At 37.7% G+C, this 18791-nt stretch carries 15 protein-coding genes; 8 read left to right on the top strand and 7 right to left on the bottom strand.

Translation table 11 applies throughout. The features are described from left to right. Positions 1 to 139 precede the first annotated feature (139 nt). The 5 genes from ALW18_01290 to ALW18_01270 all read left to right on the top strand — a co-directional run bounded on the left by ALW18_01290 (position 140) and on the right by ALW18_01270 (position 5817). Entirely contained in the window at positions 140 to 1567 is a 1428-nt protein-coding gene (locus tag ALW18_01290) for a serine dehydratase (GenBank protein ID AOE51274.1), read from the top strand. A 192-nt stretch (positions 1568 to 1759) separates the two neighbouring features. Then, positions 1760 to 2578 carry a 3-methyl-2-oxobutanoate hydroxymethyltransferase gene (locus ALW18_01285; protein ID AOE51273.1) on the top strand — a complete coding sequence of 273 codons (819 nt, stop codon included), beginning with the start codon at positions 1760 to 1762 and terminating at the stop codon, positions 2576 to 2578. 21 nt (positions 2579 to 2599) lie between these two features. Next, positions 2600 to 3289, top strand: a complete 690-nt coding sequence (locus tag ALW18_01280; protein ID AOE51272.1) for a pseudouridine synthase — start codon at positions 2600 to 2602, stop codon at positions 3287 to 3289. A 195-nt stretch (positions 3290 to 3484) separates the two neighbouring features. Beyond that, positions 3485 to 4843: a hypothetical protein gene (locus ALW18_01275; GenBank protein ID AOE51271.1), complete on the top strand. Its 1359-nt coding sequence runs from the start codon at positions 3485 to 3487 to the stop codon at positions 4841 to 4843. A gap of 122 nt (positions 4844 to 4965) precedes the next feature. Further along, positions 4966 to 5817, top strand: a complete 852-nt coding sequence (locus ALW18_01270; GenBank protein AOE51270.1) for a metalloprotease — start codon at positions 4966 to 4968, stop codon at positions 5815 to 5817. A gap of 1 nt (position 5818) precedes the next feature. Here the strand turns inward: ALW18_01270 and ALW18_01265 are convergent, their stop codons facing one another. Then, positions 5819 to 6046 (bottom strand): hypothetical protein, encoded by a 228-nt coding sequence (locus ALW18_01265; protein AOE51269.1) that lies wholly within the window; start codon positions 6044 to 6046, stop codon positions 5819 to 5821. Between the two features lie 31 nt (positions 6047 to 6077). Beyond that, positions 6078 to 7613 (bottom strand): magnesium chelatase, encoded by a 1536-nt coding sequence (locus tag ALW18_01260; GenBank protein AOE51268.1) that lies wholly within the window; start codon positions 7611 to 7613, stop codon positions 6078 to 6080. Between the two features lie 167 nt (positions 7614 to 7780). Here ALW18_01260 and ALW18_01255 point away from each other — a divergent pair, with 167 nt between their 5' ends. From ALW18_01255 to ALW18_01245, 3 genes are all read left to right on the top strand, one after another. Continuing rightward, entirely contained in the window at positions 7781 to 8155 is a 375-nt protein-coding gene (locus ALW18_01255; GenBank protein ID AOE51267.1) for a helicase, read from the top strand. 69 nt (positions 8156 to 8224) lie between these two features. Then, entirely contained in the window at positions 8225 to 9472 is a 1248-nt protein-coding gene (locus ALW18_01250; GenBank protein AOE51266.1) for a hypothetical protein, read from the top strand. Beyond that, positions 9456 to 10820: a flavoprotein oxidoreductase gene (locus ALW18_01245; GenBank protein AOE51265.1), complete on the top strand. Its 1365-nt coding sequence runs from the start codon at positions 9456 to 9458 to the stop codon at positions 10818 to 10820. The genes ALW18_01250 and ALW18_01245 overlap by 17 nt, the downstream gene beginning before the upstream one ends. 33 nt (positions 10821 to 10853) lie before the next feature. On the opposite strand, the gene ALW18_01240 is transcribed toward ALW18_01245, so the two are convergent. The 5 genes from ALW18_01240 to ALW18_01220 all read right to left on the bottom strand — a co-directional run bounded on the left by ALW18_01240 (position 10854) and on the right by ALW18_01220 (position 18743). Beyond that, positions 10854 to 12839: a disulfide bond formation protein DsbD gene (locus tag ALW18_01240; GenBank protein AOE51264.1), complete on the bottom strand. Its 1986-nt coding sequence runs from the start codon at positions 12837 to 12839 to the stop codon at positions 10854 to 10856. 1 nt (position 12840) lies between these two features. After that, complete coding sequence (locus ALW18_01235) at positions 12841 to 14151, bottom strand: potassium ABC transporter ATPase (GenBank protein AOE51263.1); 1311 nt, start codon at positions 14149 to 14151, stop codon at positions 12841 to 12843. Between the two features lie 28 nt (positions 14152 to 14179). Then, positions 14180 to 15469 carry an aminobenzoate synthetase gene (locus tag ALW18_01230; GenBank protein AOE51262.1) on the bottom strand — a complete coding sequence of 430 codons (1290 nt, stop codon included), beginning with the start codon at positions 15467 to 15469 and terminating at the stop codon, positions 14180 to 14182. 103 nt (positions 15470 to 15572) lie between these two features. Next, complete coding sequence (locus ALW18_01225; GenBank protein AOE51261.1) at positions 15573 to 16979, bottom strand: dihydrolipoamide dehydrogenase; 1407 nt, start codon at positions 16977 to 16979, stop codon at positions 15573 to 15575. Between the two features lie 129 nt (positions 16980 to 17108). Further along, positions 17109 to 18743, bottom strand: coding sequence for a carboxylesterase (locus ALW18_01220; protein AOE51260.1), 1635 nt, complete (start codon positions 18741 to 18743; stop codon positions 17109 to 17111). Between the last annotated feature and the right edge of the window lie 48 nt (positions 18744 to 18791).

The following is an 18791-nucleotide window of genomic DNA, read 5'->3' as shown; positions in this document are numbered from 1 at the left end:
TATCACAACTCTAACCTCCTTTGTTATTTAGGTTTTATTAAATCAATAATTTTATTTCGATATCGTTGTAGTATTTGCATTTTACATACATTTGCGGGCTGTAAAATAACTATCTTTACAACTATTGCTTTAAACTGCTATGAACGAATGTATTTCTGTTTTTGATATGCTAAAAATTGGTGTGGGACCATCGAGCTCGCACACACTTGGACCATGGCGTGGTGCTGAACGCTTCTTAAAAGAACTTCATGATGAAGGTATCTTTGAAAAAGTAAACCGTGTTAAGGTAGACCTATATGGCTCACTTTCCCTTACAGGAAAAGGCCATGCTACAAATCTTGCAGTAATGCTTGGGCTTAGCGGTGCCGACCCCGAATATGTTCCGATTGAAAGCATTTCATCTATTATAGATACAATCACTGTATCCTATCAGATAAATCTTGGAGGTAAGATGATCATTCCGTTTTTTATAAATACAGATATTGTTTTTAATAAAAACTTCCTGCCATTTCACGCTAACGGATTCATGTTTACTGCTTATATTGATGATCATACACAATATGAATCTACTTTCTATTCTATTGGCGGTGGGTTTGTAGTTAAAGAAGAGCGTACTGTAGCAAAACAGAAAGAGCTTATAAAATGTGCTTTCCCCTTCCCTATAGATAAAGCGGATGAATTACTGGCGTATACCAGATCTGAAAATAAAAAGATATCTGAGATAGTATACGAGAACGAAAAGTCAATTCGTAGCGAAGAAGATATTGATAAAGAACTTATGCGCATCTGGAATACTATGCTGGAATGCATGTACACAGGTTGTCATACTTCTGGAATATTACCGGGCGGTCTTAACGTTCGTCGCAGGGCTTTCGATATGCATGCGAATCTTATAGGCGAAATGCCGTACAATAACCCTCAGGAATGGTTGGAGGTAATTAGAGGTACCGAGGTTAAATTCCGTCAGATACTTAAATGGGTAAGCTGTTTCGCACTTGCCGTAAACGAGGTTAACGCTGCACTTGGCCGTGTGGTTACTGCTCCTACCAATGGTAGTGCAGGTGTTATTCCGGCGGTACTTATGTATTATATGGTTATTGAAAACCACGATGCAGATGAGAGCCACATTAAACAATTCCTTATGGTTGCCGGAGAAGTGGGAAGTATCTTTAAAAAAGGTGCTACCATATCTGCCGCAATGGGTGGCTGCCAGGCTGAGATAGGCGTATCTTCGGCAATGGCTGCAGCAGCACTTTCTGAACTTATGGGAGGAACCCCTGAACAATGCCTTATGGCTGCTGAGATCGCGATGGAACACCACTTAGGGATGACCTGCGATCCTATCGGTGGGCTTGTACAGATTCCATGTATCGAACGTAATACAATGGGCGCTATTAAAGCCATTAACGCTGCTGAACTTGCATTGGAAACCGACCCTAAAAACGCTAAAGTGCCATTAGATAAGGTAGTAGACACCATGTGGAAAACTGCTCAGGACATGAATAATAAATACAAAGAAACATCCGAAGGCGGACTTGCTGTTACAGTAAACAATGCCGACTGTTAATGTAGAAAGCCGCAATTTTAAACATTGCGGCTTTTTTTTGTGCTTAATTTATTCGAATCCGTAACTTGTTTTAGATTATAGTTTTAACCCTGGTCGAAGATGAATCAGGGTAAACTAAAACCTAATAAAAGTAGAACTTAGGGCTTATTCTTATTACAATTTAGTACATTTACCCCTCAAAATTTTAATGTCATGTCAGTAGCAAAAAAAGATTATAAAAGAATTACTACTAAGTCTTTAATTGAAATGAAGGCCAACGGAGAAAAAATATCTATGCTAACAGCATACGATTATACGATGGCTAAAATTGTTGACACCGCAGGTGTAGATGTCATCCTTGTAGGTGATTCTGCATCAAACGTAATGGCAGGACATGAAACAACTCTTCCTATTACACTAGACCAAATGATTTACCACGCATCGTCTGTTGTGCGAGCAATAACAAGATCTTTGGTAGTAGTAGATTTACCTTTTGGTAGCTACCAGTCTGACCCCAAAGAAGCACTTCGCTCATCAATAAGGATAATGAAAGAAAGCGGCGGACATGCTGTAAAACTTGAAGGTGGGAGTGAAATAAAAGATTCTATCAAAAAAATACTTAATGCAGGCATCCCTGTTATGGGACACTTAGGATTAACGCCTCAGTCTATTTATAAATTCGGAACGTATACTGTTCGTGCTAAAGAAGAAGCTGAAGCAGAGAAGCTAATTGAAGATGTAAAAATGCTGGAGCGCCTAGGTTGCTTTGCTATAGTACTCGAAAAAATACCGGCGCATTTAGCTCAAAAAGCTGCCGAAAGCGTATCTATTCCTATTATTGGTATTGGTGCTGGTGGTGGCGTTGACGGCCAGGTGTTGGTTATTCATGACATGCTTGGTATGAATAACGAATTCAGCCCGCGTTTCTTAAGAAGGTATATGGATCTATACGAAGGTATGACTACAGCTATAGGTCAATATGTTACTGATGTAAAATCAAAAGATTTCCCAAACACTAACGAACAATATTAATTCGATAGTTAGATTATCTAAATGAAAGTTCTTTCCAATAAAACAAATCTTCAGGTTCTCTATGAGGACAATCATATTATTGCTGTAAACAAGCGTGTTGGCGATATCGTACAGGGTGATAAGACAGGTGATAAACCACTGAGCGATGTTGTTAAAGAATACATTAAAGATAAATACAACAAACCCGGAGAAGTTTTTTTAGGAGTTGTACACAGACTTGACAGGCCTACAACAGGCATTGTTATATTTGCACGTACCACAAAAGCTTTAACAAGGCTAAATGAACTTTTCAAAAACCGTGAAACCCAAAAAACATATTGGGCGGTTGTTAAAAATAAACCGGAACAAAAATCGGCTACCTTGGTACATTACCTTAAACGTAATGAAAAATCCAATACTTCAAAAGCTCATAGTAAAGAAGTCCCCGAAAGTAAAATGGCAAGCCTTGATTATACTATAATTAAAGAGCTAAACAACTACACTGCACTCGAAATAAACCTGCATACCGGCAGGCACCACCAGATCAGATCTCAATTATCCGCTATAGGCTCCCCTATTAAAGGTGACCTTAAATATGGATTTGACCGAAGCAATCCTGATGGCGGTATACACCTTCATGCCCGAAAACTGAATTTTGTACATCCCGTAACAAAAGAAGCGATCCAAATTATTGCACCTGTACCCGAAGACGTGATATGGAAAGCGGTATAACGTTATCTAAATAACATACTTACGTCAAATGTTAAAATACCCTGATATGGGTATTTGCTTTTGTGTATTCTTTTATGATATTTGCATCATAAAACCTATGTTAAGTAAATTACGTATAAAATGATATTATCGTTAATTCATTAAAAATACAAAATTATTTTAGTAAATTTAATGACACAAACAATCACCATACATATGAAAAAACCTTTACTATTTATTTTTGCTCTACTTGGTACCGGCGTTTACGCTCAGGAGCATTTTGCAGGTATTAATACATCTCGCAGAACAGGTATTATAAATGCCACAGTTAACCCGGCAGAGTTAACAAACATAAAAACGCAATATGAGGTTAATATTTTAAATCTTAGCGCTAATGTATCCAACAACAAAGTTAGCTTTGGAGATCTTGTTGGTGGAAATTCTGATTTTGAAGATCTGATATTTTCAGGAAATAAAGCGCTAAACATGAAAGCAGATATTGAAATCCTCGGCCCAGCATTTGCTTATAAAATTGATAAATGGGCATTTTCAATAACAACATCAGCAAAAGTTAAAGCTAATATAACCGATGTAGATAGCAGGCTTGGAAGAGCACTATCTAATGGAAGTGATGGACTCACTATTGCCGGAAGCATAATTGCAGCAGGGTCAAATCAAAAAGTTACAGGAACATCCTGGGGAGAAATTGGCTTTTCGGGAGCGAGGGATATTTTTGAAAATGATCAGCATAAATTCTCGGCGGGTGTAACTTTTAAATTAATTTTCCCTGGATCTTATGCTAATATTGGTATTGACAAGTTTACCGGAAATATAGCTCTAGGTTCAGGTGATAATGAAGGTAATGCAGTGCTAAAAAATGCAAGTACAAGTATAAATGTTGCTTATTCCGGATCATTAGCCGACGGTTTTACAGATGCTGGAAACTTTACAGATTTCTTTGCGGGCGGACTTAATGGTTTTGCAGCTGATTTAGGTTTTAATTATCAGTTAAAAGATCAGGAGAATGATGGCGGCTACATTATAAATGCAGGTTTATCACTTCGTAATTTAGGAAGCATGACCTTTAAAGACGATAACAATGAATCTTCAAATTATTCACTTAATGTAACTGGTGCGCAGGAATTCAACTTAAGTCAGTTCGAAGGAGTAGATAACCTACAGGATATCCAGGCAATTCTTGATAACGATCCTTTAGTAACAAAAGGGACACCTCAAAAGGATTTTAAGGTAAAACAGCCAGCACTTCTATCGACATATGCCGATGTAAAAGTATATAATAACTGGTACGTGACAGGTTTTTTACAGCAACGACTAGGCGACGATGCTAAAAATGATCAGATTGTTTCCCAAAATGTATTTACAGTAACACCACGTTATTCAGGTGAATGGTTCGAAGCTTATATGCCATTTTCAAGTAACGAAATATCCGGATTTACAGCCGGTATTGGTGTTCGTTTAGGTGGTTTCTACATTGGCTCGGGTTCATTATTATCTGCAGCCCTTACAGATACAGATCAGGCAGATGCTTATTTAGGTTTCCGTTTCGGATTCTAGAACGCCTTCGTCATATATAATCTAAGCCGCATTTTACGATGCGGCTTTTTTAATGCTAATAATTTATCAAAATGCATTGAAATGGAAACTAATTGTTTTAATTTCAATAGAAAATTTAAGCTATGAAATGGTTAGGCAGGAGACAAAGTGATAATATGGAAGACCGTAGGGGTATGTCCGGTGGTAAACTTGTAGCAGGAGGAGGTATTATTGGCGTTATTATATTGGTAATAAATATGTTTATGGGTGGAGATAATTCAGCCGTAATAAACGATATCACCAACCAAATACAGCAAGGCAGCGAAACCCAAAATACAGAACTGAGTGCAAGGGATAAAGAAATGGGTGAATTTGTCGCTACGGTACTTGCCGATACCGAAGATGTATGGACTAAAATATTTCAGGAGAATGGAATGACATATAAAAAGCCTAAACTGGTTTTGTTCAGGGATGCGGTTCAAACGGCTTGTGGAGGAGTATCTTCCGCGTCAGGTCCGTTTTATTGCCCTTCAGATCAGAAAGTATATATGGATTTGGCTTTCTTTGATGAATTGCAATCGCGCTTTGGCGCTAAAGGCGGTGACTTCGCAATCGCTTATGTAATTGCCCACGAAATAGGACATCATGTACAAACGCTTGTGGGTACATCTTCTAAAGTAAGGCAGCTGCAAGCCAATGCCAGCGAAAAGGAGGCCAATTATCTTTCAGTAGCTTTAGAATTACAGGCTGATTTTTATGCGGGTGTCTGGACACACTACAATGAACAAATGAACAATGTCCTTGAAGAAGGCGACATCGATGAAGCACTAAGTGCTGCCAATGCTGTAGGTGACGATGCCATACAAAAGCGCGCCCAGGGTTATATTGTTCCCGATTCTTTTACACATGGCACATCAGAACAAAGAATGTACTGGTTTAAAAGAGGTTTTGAATCGGGAGATTTTAATAATGGAGATACCTTTAAAGAACTTTAACTTAGTTATTCTTTTTTGAATTCATTATTTGCCACTGATCGTTAAGGTATTTTACTTTATTTACCTCTTTACGAATAAGATCATGCTCTTCATCGTAATCTTCATGGTCGATTCCTAATGCATCAAGATCTTCTGCCCTCTCAAGAATATTTTCCAATACAGGCTTTAATTTTTCCTGAACTATCGCAGGCATGCTATTGAATAGTTCTTCAAGTTGTGGTTTTACCATAATATGTTTTTTTGTCTATTTGTTATAAATTTTATCCCAACCAACCTTCTCTGTCAAGGCTTCTATATTGAATCGCCTCAGCAATATGTTGTTGCTGTACATTTTCCGATCCGTCCAGATCCGCTATAGTTCGGGATACCTTTAGAATCCTGTCGTAAGCACGCGCTGAAAGGTTAAGCCTTTCCATAGCCGTTTTTAAAAGTTGCAATGATGTGTCGTCCAGTTCACAGTATTGGCGAATCTGCTTGGTATTCATCTGTGCATTATAGTGAATGGAATCTAAATGAGCAAAGCGATTTGTTTGCACCTCACGGGCAGTAGTCACTCTCTGACGAATTTCTACACTGCTTTCTGCCTTCTGTTTTTCAGAAAGCTTTTCGAAAGGAACAGGTGTAACTTCAATGTGAATATCGATTCTGTCTAATAAAGGGCCTGATATTTTACTAAGATAACGCTGCATTTCATGCGGAGAAGAACTCACCGGGGCATCCGGATCGTTAAAATAGCCTCCAGGACTCGGATTCATACTTGCTACAAGCATAAATGACGATGGATAAGTAACCGTAAATTTAGATCTGGAAATTGTTACTTCCCTATCTTCCAGGGGTTGACGCATAACTTCAAGCACACTGCGTTTAAATTCAGGTAATTCATCTAAAAACAAAACACCGTTGTGTGCCATGCTTATTTCTCCCGGTTGTGGAAAACTTCCACCTCCAACTAAGGCCACATCACTTATAGTATGATGAGGATTTCTGAAGGGACGCTGATTCATAAGACCAGCTTCCTTTACTTTTCCAACAACACTATGTATTTTCGTGGTTTCAAGTGCTTCTTTAAGCGTCATTGGAGGTAAAATACTTGGCAGCCTTTTTGCGAGCATTGTTTTACCGGAGCCCGGCGGACCTATAAGTATAATGTTATGTCCACCCGCAGCTGCAATTTCCATGCAGCGTTTTATTGACTCCTGCCCTTTTACATCACTAAAGTCAAATTCTGGAAAATCGAGCGTTTTGTAAAATTCTTCTCGTGTATTGAAAATTGTGGGCTTCAGGTCTCCCCTTCCCTCAAGGAAATCAATAACTTCAACCACATTTTCAACTCCATATACTTCAAGCCCATCTACAATTGCAGCTTCCTTTACATTTTGTTTCGGCAGAAAAAAACCTTTAAAACCTTCTTCCCTTGCCTTAATTGCTATAGGCAGTGCGCCTCTTATGGGTTGCAGACTACCATCTAGTGATAACTCCCCCATAATTACGTATTTATCTACCTCGTCAGACGATATCTGCCCTGAAGCAGCCAAGATCCCTACAGCAAGTGTAAGATCGTAAGCAGAGCCTTCTTTTCGTAAATCGGCCGGTGCCATGTTTATAGTAATTTTTTTACCGGGTAATTGGTAACCATTATTTTTTAAAGCCGCCGCAATACGGTAGCTACTTTCTTTAATGGCATTATCAGGTAGTCCTACCAAATGGTAGCCTACCCCTTTATCGATATTTACCTCTACAGTAATTGTAGTGGCTTCCACGCCAAAAACGGCGCTTCCAAAAACTTTTATCAGCATGTACTTTTAATTTGAATGGCGTATATAAATTGTAAGATTATTATAGATCGAAAATAAGAAATTTTAGCGTAACTCTTAAAATACGTTTAAAATTAAATCCTTTAATTTTCATAATACAAAATATCTGCTTAATTTTAATAAAATTTAAATCACCTAACAAACAATTTATGGGACTATTTAACGCCATTCTAGGCAATGCTTCTGAGGTAAATATCGAAAAAGTGCAGGGCGAATTTCAGCCAATGCTCATTCCGGGTGAAACTATAGAAAAAGCTTTCAAGCTAATCAGGGATATGTTCGTATTTACAAACAAAAGACTCATACTTGTAGATAAACAGGGACTTACAGGATCTAAAGTCGATTATCAGTCTATTCCATACCACAGCATTACTAAATTTTCTAAAGAAAGTGCGGGGTTGCTTGACCTTGATGCAGAATTAAAAATATGGATACGCGGCGAGGTACAACCAATTAAAAAACAATTCGGCAAGGATAACAACATCAACGAAGTCTATGTTATCCTTAGTCAGCATATTTTATAAGACCACCTAAACCTAATTATAATACCTAGCCAAAACACGCAACGTTTTGGCTAATTTTTTTACAACTTAATGATCGAATACTTTAAAATTGATAACTATATTATTTTACTCCTCATAGCGGGTTTCATAGCTTTATTTGCTTCAATTATCCCTGTGCTTTTAAGGCGTAAACATCTCTCTGCCCCTATTGCATACATAGTGATTGGTGTTATTGTATATATAATTTACCATAAACATGAGTTCCATCCTTTGGAACACCTTTCTACGATAAAACATATAACTGAATTTGTTATACTTGTTGCATTGATGAATGCAGGACTACGTATAAAAGAACCGTTTAAATGGCGAACCTGGAAGTATTCCATTCGACTGCTGGTCATAACAATGCCTCTTACAATTGTGGCTGCTTCATTTTTAGGTTGGTGGATATTAGGAATGGCACCCGCAACTGCAATGTTATTTGGGGCATTGATCTCACCTACCGATCCTGTTCTGGCTTCTGAATTACAAACATCAGAACCAGGAAAAAGAGATACATCTTTAAGCCGCTTAGGACTTACTTCCGAAGCCGGTATTAACGACGGACTAGCATTCCCATTTACATTTTTTGCCATTTTTGCTTATCAAAAAGGATTGGATTTTCAGGACTGGGCAGGAGAATGGTTTCTACATTACTTCCTAATAAAAATTGCAATCGGAACCATAATAGGTCTTGCATCAGGATGGTTACTATATCATTTGGTTTTCTCGATAAGCAATGATAGAACTGTAGAGAGGATTAGCAGAGGCATATTATCTGTAGCATTACTTTTACTTCCTTATGCAATTACAGAGGTAATAGGTGGTTACGGGTTTATTGCTGTGTTTTTATCTGCATGCATGTTTAGCAGTTGCGAAAAAAACCAGGAACACATGAATAGCCTCCACGATTTTAATGAAGAACTGGAAAGTTTTGTAGTCGCCATAATTTTTATTACTATCGGTATATTTATCTCTTTTCATTACGATATATTTTTTAAACCGGATATATTATTGGTATCTTTAGGTATGGTGCTGATTGTCCGCCCTCTCGCAGGATATTTGTCGTTAGTTAATACAGGATTAAGCCGTTTCCAGAAATTTGTACTTTCATTTTATGGTATGCGGGGTATCGGCTCAATATTCTATTTGGTATATGCACTTGAGGCCGCCAATTTTGAAAACTCAAACAAACTTTTTGCTATAACAACCGCCACAATATTTTTCTCAGTTATCATACATGGGATATCTGCCAGGACGGTACAAAAACGAATTAAAATATATGACAACGAGCAATAACAGTACTTTAGTAATAATTGGCGGCGATGCAGCCGGAATGACAGCAGCATCTAAAGTAAGGCGCGAATTACCCGATAAAGAAATTATAGTTTTCGAAAAATCCAGTTACACTTCTTATTCTGCATGCGGAATTCCGTATTTTATTTCTGAGACTGTAAAGTCGGCTGATGAACTTGTTGTACGCAGTCCTGAAACTTTTCGCTCTAAATATAATATAGATGTGCGTACTCAGCATTTAGTACTAAAGGTTGATACAGCCAATAAACGTATCAAAGTACTTGACAAAGTCAAGAATAAGGAAATTTGGCAGGATTACCGTCAGCTTCTTATTGCTACAGGTGGAAAGTCGTATTGCCCAAATATAGACGGTCATGATGCCGATAATGCTTTTGGTGTTACTACACTTAAAAGTGGCATCAACATTGAAAATTTTATTGAGGAGCAAAAGCCTAAAAATGCCGTAATCGTTGGCGGAGGTTATATTGGCCTTGAAATGGCAGAAGCCTTACTAATTAGAGGATTAAACGTAACACTTATTAACCGCGGTAAGCAGGTAATGAATACACTTGACCCTGATATGGGAGCTATGGTATCTGACGCCATTCGAAACTTAGGGGTAAAACTATATTGCGAAGAAGAGCTTACTGCCTTTGAAATGGATAGCAAAACTATTAAGGCAGTTGTTACAAACAAACAAATTATACCTGCTGATATTGTGGTATTTGGAATGGGAACTTCTCCTAACACAGAATTCCTAAAAGACTCTGGAATTGAACTAGGTGTAAAGGGAGCGATTAAAGTAAATGGACAATTACAAACAAATGTTGAAGATGTATGGGCTGCAGGTGATTGTACCGAAACATTAAACCTGGTTAGTCACAAACATATGTATATAGCTATGGGAACCGTAGCTAATAAGACAGGCCTAGTTGCCGGCAGCAGTATTGCCGGTGAGAAAACTACTTTTCCGGGATCGGTGAGTACGGCCGTTTGCAAAATATGCAGTTATGAGGTAGCACGCACAGGTTTATTAGAAAGAGAACTTAAAGAATTAGGGATAGAATACATTACAGGAACAACAAAAAGTAAAACCAGGGCACATTATTATCCAAACGCGAAAGATATAACTGTAAAGCTTTTAGCGGAAAAAAATAGCGGACGATTATTAGGAGGTCAAATAATCGGTGAAGAAGGCGCAGCCAAGCGCATAGACGTATTAGCGACTGCTCTTACTCATAATCTCACACTACAAAATATTATTGACTTAGATTTGTCCTATGCACCGCCGTTCTCCCCTGTCTGGGACCCGGTTCAAACTACAGCCCGAAAACTTATAAATGATATTTAAAAACAAAGGCCTTCAAATTTGAAGACCTTTGTTTTATTTTTTAAAGTTGGCTATACCTGAAGTTAACCACTCCTGATATTCTTCGATATCCGGAGTATAGCCGACCGGCTCATTGAGATTTTCCTCTTCAAGATTCATCAGTACATAGTAAGGCTGTGAATTTGTTTTGTATTTTTTTATTTGAAGATCACTCCATTTGTTACCAACTGTCTTGATCATTTTCCCTGTAGTTTCTGATATTTTTTGTTCTGAAGCAGGTAACTCTTTTTTATAATCTACATATAGTGAAATCAAAACCACTTCTTCTTTTAAAATAGAAAGCACACGTTCATCAGACCATACATAATCCTCCATTTTGCGACAGTTTACACAAGCATAGCCCGTAAAGTCAAGTAAAACTGGTTTACCTGCCTCTTTAGCATAAGCAAGTCCTTTATCATAATCCTCAAAAGCAACAATACCATGCGCTGCAAGTTTAGCACCTTCTGGCAGCGCACCATCTCCTGTCTTTACAGAGTTTGATCCTCCAAAACCAAACGGTGATTCGCTATAATTTAATGGTGGTGGGAATCCGCTGATAAGTTTCAAAGGAGCACCCCATAATCCAGGTATAAGATATACTGTGAAAGAAAGAACTATTAATCCTAACGAAAGTCTTCCGACAGATATAAACCCACCCGGAGTATCATGCGGTAATGTTATTTTTCCAAAAAGATATAACGCCATTGTTCCGAATATTGCAATCCATATTGCCAGGAAAGTTTCTCTTTCGAGTAAATGTAATTGTAATACTAAATCGGCATTAGAGAGAAATTTAAATGCTAATGCAAGTTCAAGAAACCCTAAAAACACTTTAACTGTATTAAGCCATCCGCCTGATTTTGGAAGTCCATTAAGCCAGCCCGGAAACATTGCAAATAACATAAAAGGCAACGCTAGGGCTAAAGAGAATCCAAACATCCCAACTATAGGTGCAATACCTCCTTTAGAAGCCGCCTCAACCAATAATGTTCCCACTATGGGACCCGTACATGAGAAAGATACAATTGCTAAAGCCAAAGCCATGAACAAAATACCTACAATACCACCTCTATCGGCCTGTCTGTCAACTTTATTTGCCCATGAGTTTGGTAGCATAATTTCAAACGCACCAAGAAACGAAGAAGCAAATACGACAAGAAGCACAAAAAATACTATATTAAACCATACATTGGTAGACAATGCGTTAAGAGAATCTGCACCAAAAATAGCGGTTACAAGCGATCCTAACAATACATATATGATGATGATTGAAATACCATAAATGAATGCATTTCGTATACCGGCTGCTTTATTTTTACTTTGCTTTGTAAAAAAGCTAACAGTCATAGGGATCATTGGGAATACACATGGTGTTAGCAGTGCGGCAAAACCAGAAATAAACGCTAGAAAAAAGATAGAAAAAAGTCCCTTTTGCTCTTCTTTTTTCGGCGAGTCTACTGAGCTTGTATCAGCTTTTTTTTTTTCAACAGCAGCAGGAGATGCAGCCTCGAAATTTTTTACCTCTTTAGAGGTTAAAGCTTTAGTATCAAATTCAAACAGGTTGCTTCCTTGTATACAAACTTCTTTACAAACCTGATAAGCAAGCTCAACCTGAACGACGCTATTGGCTGCATTTGTAATTTTTACAGTTTGTCTTAATTGTGCATTATGGCTCCAGAATGTTTCTTCAACACCAAAAGTATCATTAAAAGCTTTTTCAGTTTTGCTTTCCTCAGCTTTACCAACCGCTTCAAAATTTCCTTTGTCATTGTTAAAGATAACTTCCATCGGAAGCGCACCATTCTCATCGCTAAACTGAGAATACATATGCCACTTATCCTCTATAGTAGCATCAAATACCAATACATATTCTGTATCCGATTTCTTTTCAATTTTTGATGTCCATTTTACCGGATCTTTAAAATTAGCTCCCGGAGGCTGTGCCTGAAGGGTTAAAAAAGCAAATAAAAAAAAGAATAATAAGCCCGCTTTTTTCATTTTATAAAACTTCTATTTTTAATATTGTGTCTGTTGTATTGCGTATCTTATAACGATTATCAGCACGCCTGCCTATAACCCAAACTATCTCATTTCCCGAACATAATAGCCATGTATCTTCTTTTTCAGATAAAGATAATTTCTCATCTTTAAAGTATTTAGAAACCTTCTTTTTCTGTCCGTTCATACCAAGAGGGTAAAAATAATCACCTTCCTGCCATTTACGTACAAATAAAGGAAATTTTATTAAGTTATTATTAACAAAAACAGTGTTTTTTGTGGAATCTGTCGAAATCTGATTCGTTAATTCAAACTTCATTGCTAAAGGTTCAGTTATTTCTGTTATTCCTTCTTTAATTTCATAGACCTGTCTATCAGCAGGCTTTAAAGGCTCTAAAATTAGCATCTCCCTGTCTTTTAGTAATCTATAACCCTGAGAATATACCTGTTTACCTGATTGAGCATCTACTAATGCATAAATATCATCCCAGGCGGTAAATCCAAAAGAGGTTAGCCACTGGTATAAATACGCTTTGTAATTAGGTAAACGCTTTAATTGTTCAATGCTTATGTGTTTTTGCCCTTCTTTTTCCGAAACTACCTGCTGATACACTAAGATGGCAGCATCATGCGCCAACGAAGCTGTTTGCTGCAAATTTTGCAGTGTTTGCTGAAATGAATCTGTAAAAGCCGGATTTAAAGATTTTAGTTTCGGCACGATATCATGACGCAGTTTGTTACGAAGGTATTTGCCAGATGCATTGCTGCTGTCTTCTCTCCATTGTATATTGTTTTTCTTCGCGTAAAACTCTATTTGATTTCTGGTAAAAGGAAGCAGTGGACGTACAATCCTATCATTTTGCTGGGGAATTCCGGTTAGTCCTTCAACACCTGTGCCACGCGTAAAATTAATAAGGAATGTTTCTATATTGTCATCAAGATGATGCGCTGTTAACAGGTAATCAAGACTATATTCTTCCAGTAATTGGTCAAACCAAACGTACCTTAATTGCCTTGCAGCTACCTGAATGGATAGTTTATTATCTTTAGCGAAACTCTTTGTTTTAAAGCTGGTTACTAAAATTTTAATTCCATTTTCAGAGGCGTAATTTCTTATGAATGCTTCATCGCCATCGCTCTCTGAACCACGAAGGTTAAAGTTACAATGTGCTATAGTAATATCGTAATCAAGCTGTTTTAAAAGATGAACTAAAACCACACTATCTATCCCGCCACTAACGGCGATAAGCAGTTTTTTTTCTTTTAAAAAGGGAAGGTTATTTTTAAGATGTTCTTTTAATTCTGAAAGCATATTCAAAGTTAGTGAATTGTTCGCAAATTTACACCTCTAATACACTTCTCATAGCTCTTGCCTTAAGTAAGCATTCTTCATATTCCATTTCGGGAATTGCTTTAGAAGTTATAGCGCTGCCTACTGAAAAAGATACATAATTATTTTCCTGATTATAAAGTATACTTCTAATGACAACATTAAAGTCGAAATCACCTTCAGGTGTAAAATACCCCACTGCCCCACTATAAAGACCACGTTTAGTTTCTTCCAACTTTTCAATAATTTGCATGGCTGATATTTTAGGTGCGCCAGTCATACTTCCCATTGGAAAGGTTGTTTTTAAAACATCAACAAGAGAATTACCTTCTTCTACTTTTGAAACAACCGTCGAAATAAGATGATGTACTTGTTTAAATGCATAGGCACCACAAAGTTCCTCAACTTCCACCGAGCCCTTTGTTGCAGTCCTCGATAAGTCATTACGAACAAGATCTACGATCATTATGTTCTCAGAGCGTTCTTTCTCATTTTTATATAGTTCCTGCCGAATGGCGTTATCTTCTACCGGATTCTCACTCCTTCTCGCTGTTCCTTTAACGGGTTGCGAAATTATCTTATCACCTTCTTTACGTATATAACGTTCCGGTGATGCTGACATTAGATAGTGTTTATGATTTTTTAAATATACAGCAAAGGGAGGCTCCGATATTAAATTCAGCTTTCCATACATTTCAACCGGATTGATAACCGCATTTTCGGCATAGAATTCCATACAAAAATTGGCTTCGTAAATATCACCTCTATGAATATGCTCGAGCATCTGGCCTGCCTTGTCAAGATAGCTTTCCTTAGATATTCTCTGCTGTATGGTTAATGACTGTTGCTTAGTAGTTGACTGCTGTTGGAAGTTTATAATTGCATCAAGGTCTTCTTCCAATTCATCATCACACATATTTAGATATTTGACTTCCAGTTGATCTCCTTTAAGCAGGAATAACTTTTTAGGCTGAAAGAAAAACAGGTCAGGAAAACCCAGTCCGTCAAAATTTGCTGACTGTAAATCTTCGGTATCGTTCTTCAAATCATATGAAAGACAGCCGAAAAGCCAGTCTTTTGTAATTTGCTGATAGGCTTTAAGATCCTCAAACGCGTTGTGATAATCCGTTTTAATAGAGGTCAATGCATCAACAGCTAATACTGCATCATACGATGTATATTTCTGATCGTAACTATTACTATCGAGAAACACAACTTCTCTATACTGTTGTGCCCAGTGTAGCAATTGTTTTTTATACTGATCGGTATTATTTATAGTAAGGATACGGGAAGTTCTCAAAGCAATTATTTAATACTTCAAAAGTACATACAATACAACTAAATACAAAACCCACTCCTTGCGGAATGGGTTTGTTATAAACTTTATAATTTAATACAGTATATTAAATGTGTATCGCCCTGTTATCAGTGGCAGCAAGAGCAGCTTCTTTAACTGCCTCGGCATAGGTAGGGTGAGCGTGTGACATTCTTGAAATATCTTCAGCAGACGCTTTAAATTCCATTGCAGTTACAGCCTCAGCAATAAGGTCGGCAGTTCGTGCACCTATCATGTGTATACCAAGAACCTCGTCAGTTTTGGCATCAGCAAGGATTTTCACAAAACCGTCAGTATCCATACTGGCACGAGAACGTCCTAAAGCTTTGAAAGGGAAACTTCCTGATTTGTACTCGACACCAGCTTCTTTAAGTTGTTCCTCTGTTTTACCAACAGCAGCAACTTCCGGCCATGTGTAAACAACACCCGGAATAAGATTATAATCAATGTGAGGTTTTTGTCCTGCTAAGGTTTCAGCAACAAATACACCTTCTTCTTCCGCTTTGTGCGCAAGCATAGCACCTTTAATAACATCACCAATAGCGTAAATGTTAGAAGCGCTTGTCTGTAAATGATCATTTACTTCAATCTGGCCTCTTTCTGTAACTTTTACTCCGGCAGCTTCAGCGTTAAGTCCGTCAGTGTAAGGACGACGGCCTACAGACACTAGTGAGTAATCTCCATCAAGAGTGATCGTTTCTCCCTTAGCGTTTTCAGCCTGAACCTGAACACCTTCTCCACTTCTCTCTACCGATTTCACTTTGTGTGAAGTGTAGAATTTCATTCCCTGTTTCTTAAGAACTTTCGTAAGCTCTTTAGAAAGACCTGCATCCATACCCGGAATGATCCTGTCAAGGTATTCTACTACAGACACCTGAGCACCAAGGCGAAGATAAACCTGACCAAGCTCAAGACCAATAACACCACCACCAATAACGATAAGGTGTTTAGGTACTTCTTTAAGCTTAAGTGCCTCAGTAGAAGTAATTATTTTTTCTTTGTCGATTTTAATAAAAGGAAGTGACGATGGTTTAGAGCCTGTAGCTATGATAGTGTTTTTAGCTTCGATAGTTTCAGAAGCACCATCATTTTTAGTTACCTTAATATGTGTAGCATCTTCAAAAGAACCTACACCTTCGAAAACAGTAATTTTGTTTTTGTCCATAAGGTATTTAATACCAACAACATTTTGCTCAACAACACCTTGTTTACGGGCAATCATCTGCTCAATGTTTACTTTAATTTCGCCGGCAATATCAATACCATGTTCTTTAAAGTGTTTAGTAGCGTCATGGTAATGGTGCGATGAATCCAGTAATGCTTTAGAAGGTATACATCCCACGTTAAGGCAGGTACCGCCCAAAGTTGGGTATTTTTCAATAATTGCAGTATTAAAACCCAATTGTGCGCAACGGATTGCTGCTACATATCCACCGGGTCCCGAACCTATAACGACTACGTCAAATGAACTCATAGTATATATCTTTTTGTGTGATTTTTATTTTGTAAGGCAAATTTAGGCATTAAGATTTATATGGTATAAATAAAAAAGAGGAAATTACATTCCCCTTTTAATATGTTACATTTAATATCTCATAAATAATTATTTCTTAACAGAAAACTCTTTATCAAGAAAGATGTATCTGTCTCTATGCTTCTCTTTCGACGCTTTTAGATCCAGATCAATTGTCATTATATCCATCTCACCTTCCGGTTTATTTACAGGCCAGTCCGGCATATTCTTTCCGTTAGGATTTCCTGTTTTTATGAAATTAGCAAAGTATTCCAAATTATATTCCGAAACTTTATAATCGTCTGTACTCCAATTATACACTGTATTTGTTTCAAGATTACCTAAAGCATACTCAATATCAGACGCATGCGCTGCACCTTTTAAAGGTTCAGGCATTGTATTTTTTTCTTTTTTTTCATCACCTTTAATAATACCACCTGCCAGTCCTGCTTTAGCATTACCCATTTCAGCCTTCATTGTGGGGCGTGCCCTTGCGAAAATATACACGTAAGTAGGTTCTTTAACAGTTGTCCTATGTAATTCTGCCCATTTCCACGTACTGTAAACAATAAAGCCATCACTGGCTAATGCTGTAGCAGATTCAACCACCTCTTTTTCAGTTTTAGCAGGATATAACTTTAGTACTTTTTCGGCTTTGTCTTTATAAGTTTCTTTTATTCTCTTATTATAATTCTGAACACTTGGATATTGCCCCTTCATGAATGCTGTGTAAGGAATCTCAGCCGATGTCCAGCCTACAAGCAATGGAATTTTAGCCTGCTCTCCCGCCGCGAATGATTCTGACGGCAGTTTAGTTAGAAAATAACCATCTATAGTTGCTCTGGTATTAAAGGCTCCCGGTTTTGAAGCCTCTTCTAAAATCGTTTCAGCAGGTAAAGAACGAAGTGCTTCAATTGTACCGACTTTTACTTTTTCAGCGAATGCTGTGCCTTGTTTTTCATTTTCTGCGAGCGGAATAGCATCCAGCGTCGGGTTGATCATCGCACCGCTTTCCCCAATAGCGCCCGCAATAAGATCTTTGGAAAGTGGTGAAACCATTTGTGCAGATACAGATATTGAACCTGCTGATTCTCCGGCGATAGTAATTTTATCAGGATCACCTCCAAATGCCACTATGTTTTTTTTAACCCATACCAATGCAGCGTTCTGATCCAATAATCCATAATTTCCTGATGCATTATTGGGTGATTCTTTAGTCAGTTCAGGATGCGAAAAGAATCCGAAAACACCCAACCTATAATTCAAAGTAACTGTAACAATTCCTTTTTGTGCTAAGCTCTGTCCATCATAACGGTTTTCAGAACCATCTCCGGCAACAAAACCGCCACCATAAAAGTAGACCATTACCGGAAGTTTTTCATTTGGGCTTTTAGCAGGTGTCCACACGTTAAGGTATAGGCAATCTTCACTCATTTTTGGTGCACGGAAATTCATATCGCCATAAACAGGTTTTTGCATGGCATTATTGCCAAAAACATCGGCTTTACGAACACCTTCCCAACTTTTAGGTGGCTGAGGGGCTTTCCATCTTAATTCGCCAACAGGCGGTTCAGCAAATGGAATTCCTCTAAAAGTCCGTATGCCCGACGCTAATGTAATACCTTCTAAAGTACCCTGTTCTACTTTTACCTTTGGCGCTTTTTGAGCGAATGCAGATAACATAGATTGTATCACTAATAGTAATAAAACATATTTTTTACTCATACTTTACGTTTTTATTTTTTCAAATATAGCCAAACATTTATTGCTTCA

It is taken from the genome of Flavobacterium psychrophilum (genome assembly GCA_001708385.1).
Lineage (GTDB): Bacteria > Bacteroidota > Bacteroidia > Flavobacteriales > Flavobacteriaceae > Flavobacterium > Flavobacterium psychrophilum_A.
Note: the sequence above shows the minus strand (reverse complement) of the source record. Positions and strands in the feature narration are given on the sequence as shown.

Excerpts from the sequence above, each read along its gene's own strand:
- ALW18_01250 (AOE51266.1), top strand. The coding sequence starts at position 8,225 with ATGATCGAATACTTTAAAATTGATAACTATATTATTTTACTCCTCATA.
- ALW18_01265 (AOE51269.1), bottom strand. The coding sequence starts at position 6,046 with ATGGTAAAACCACAACTTGAAGAACTATTCAATAGCATGCCTGCGATA.
- ALW18_01290 (AOE51274.1), top strand. The coding sequence starts at position 140 with ATGAACGAATGTATTTCTGTTTTTGATATGCTAAAAATTGGTGTGGGA.
- ALW18_01255 (AOE51267.1), top strand. The coding sequence starts at position 7,781 with ATGGGACTATTTAACGCCATTCTAGGCAATGCTTCTGAGGTAAATATC.
- ALW18_01240 (AOE51264.1), bottom strand. The coding sequence starts at position 12,839 with ATGAAAAAAGCGGGCTTATTATTCTTTTTTTTATTTGCTTTTTTAACC.
- ALW18_01285 (AOE51273.1), top strand. The coding sequence starts at position 1,760 with ATGTCAGTAGCAAAAAAAGATTATAAAAGAATTACTACTAAGTCTTTA.
- ALW18_01225 (AOE51261.1), bottom strand. The coding sequence starts at position 16,979 with ATGAGTTCATTTGACGTAGTCGTTATAGGTTCGGGACCCGGTGGATAT.
- ALW18_01220 (AOE51260.1), bottom strand. The coding sequence starts at position 18,743 with ATGAGTAAAAAATATGTTTTATTACTATTAGTGATACAATCTATGTTA.
- ALW18_01260 (AOE51268.1), bottom strand. The coding sequence starts at position 7,613 with ATGCTGATAAAAGTTTTTGGAAGCGCCGTTTTTGGCGTGGAAGCCACT.
- ALW18_01270 (AOE51270.1), top strand. The coding sequence starts at position 4,966 with ATGAAATGGTTAGGCAGGAGACAAAGTGATAATATGGAAGACCGTAGG.
- ALW18_01235 (AOE51263.1), bottom strand. The coding sequence starts at position 14,151 with ATGCTTTCAGAATTAAAAGAACATCTTAAAAATAACCTTCCCTTTTTA.
- ALW18_01245 (AOE51265.1), top strand. The coding sequence starts at position 9,456 with ATGACAACGAGCAATAACAGTACTTTAGTAATAATTGGCGGCGATGCA.
- ALW18_01275 (AOE51271.1), top strand. The coding sequence starts at position 3,485 with ATGAAAAAACCTTTACTATTTATTTTTGCTCTACTTGGTACCGGCGTT.
- ALW18_01280 (AOE51272.1), top strand. The coding sequence starts at position 2,600 with ATGAAAGTTCTTTCCAATAAAACAAATCTTCAGGTTCTCTATGAGGAC.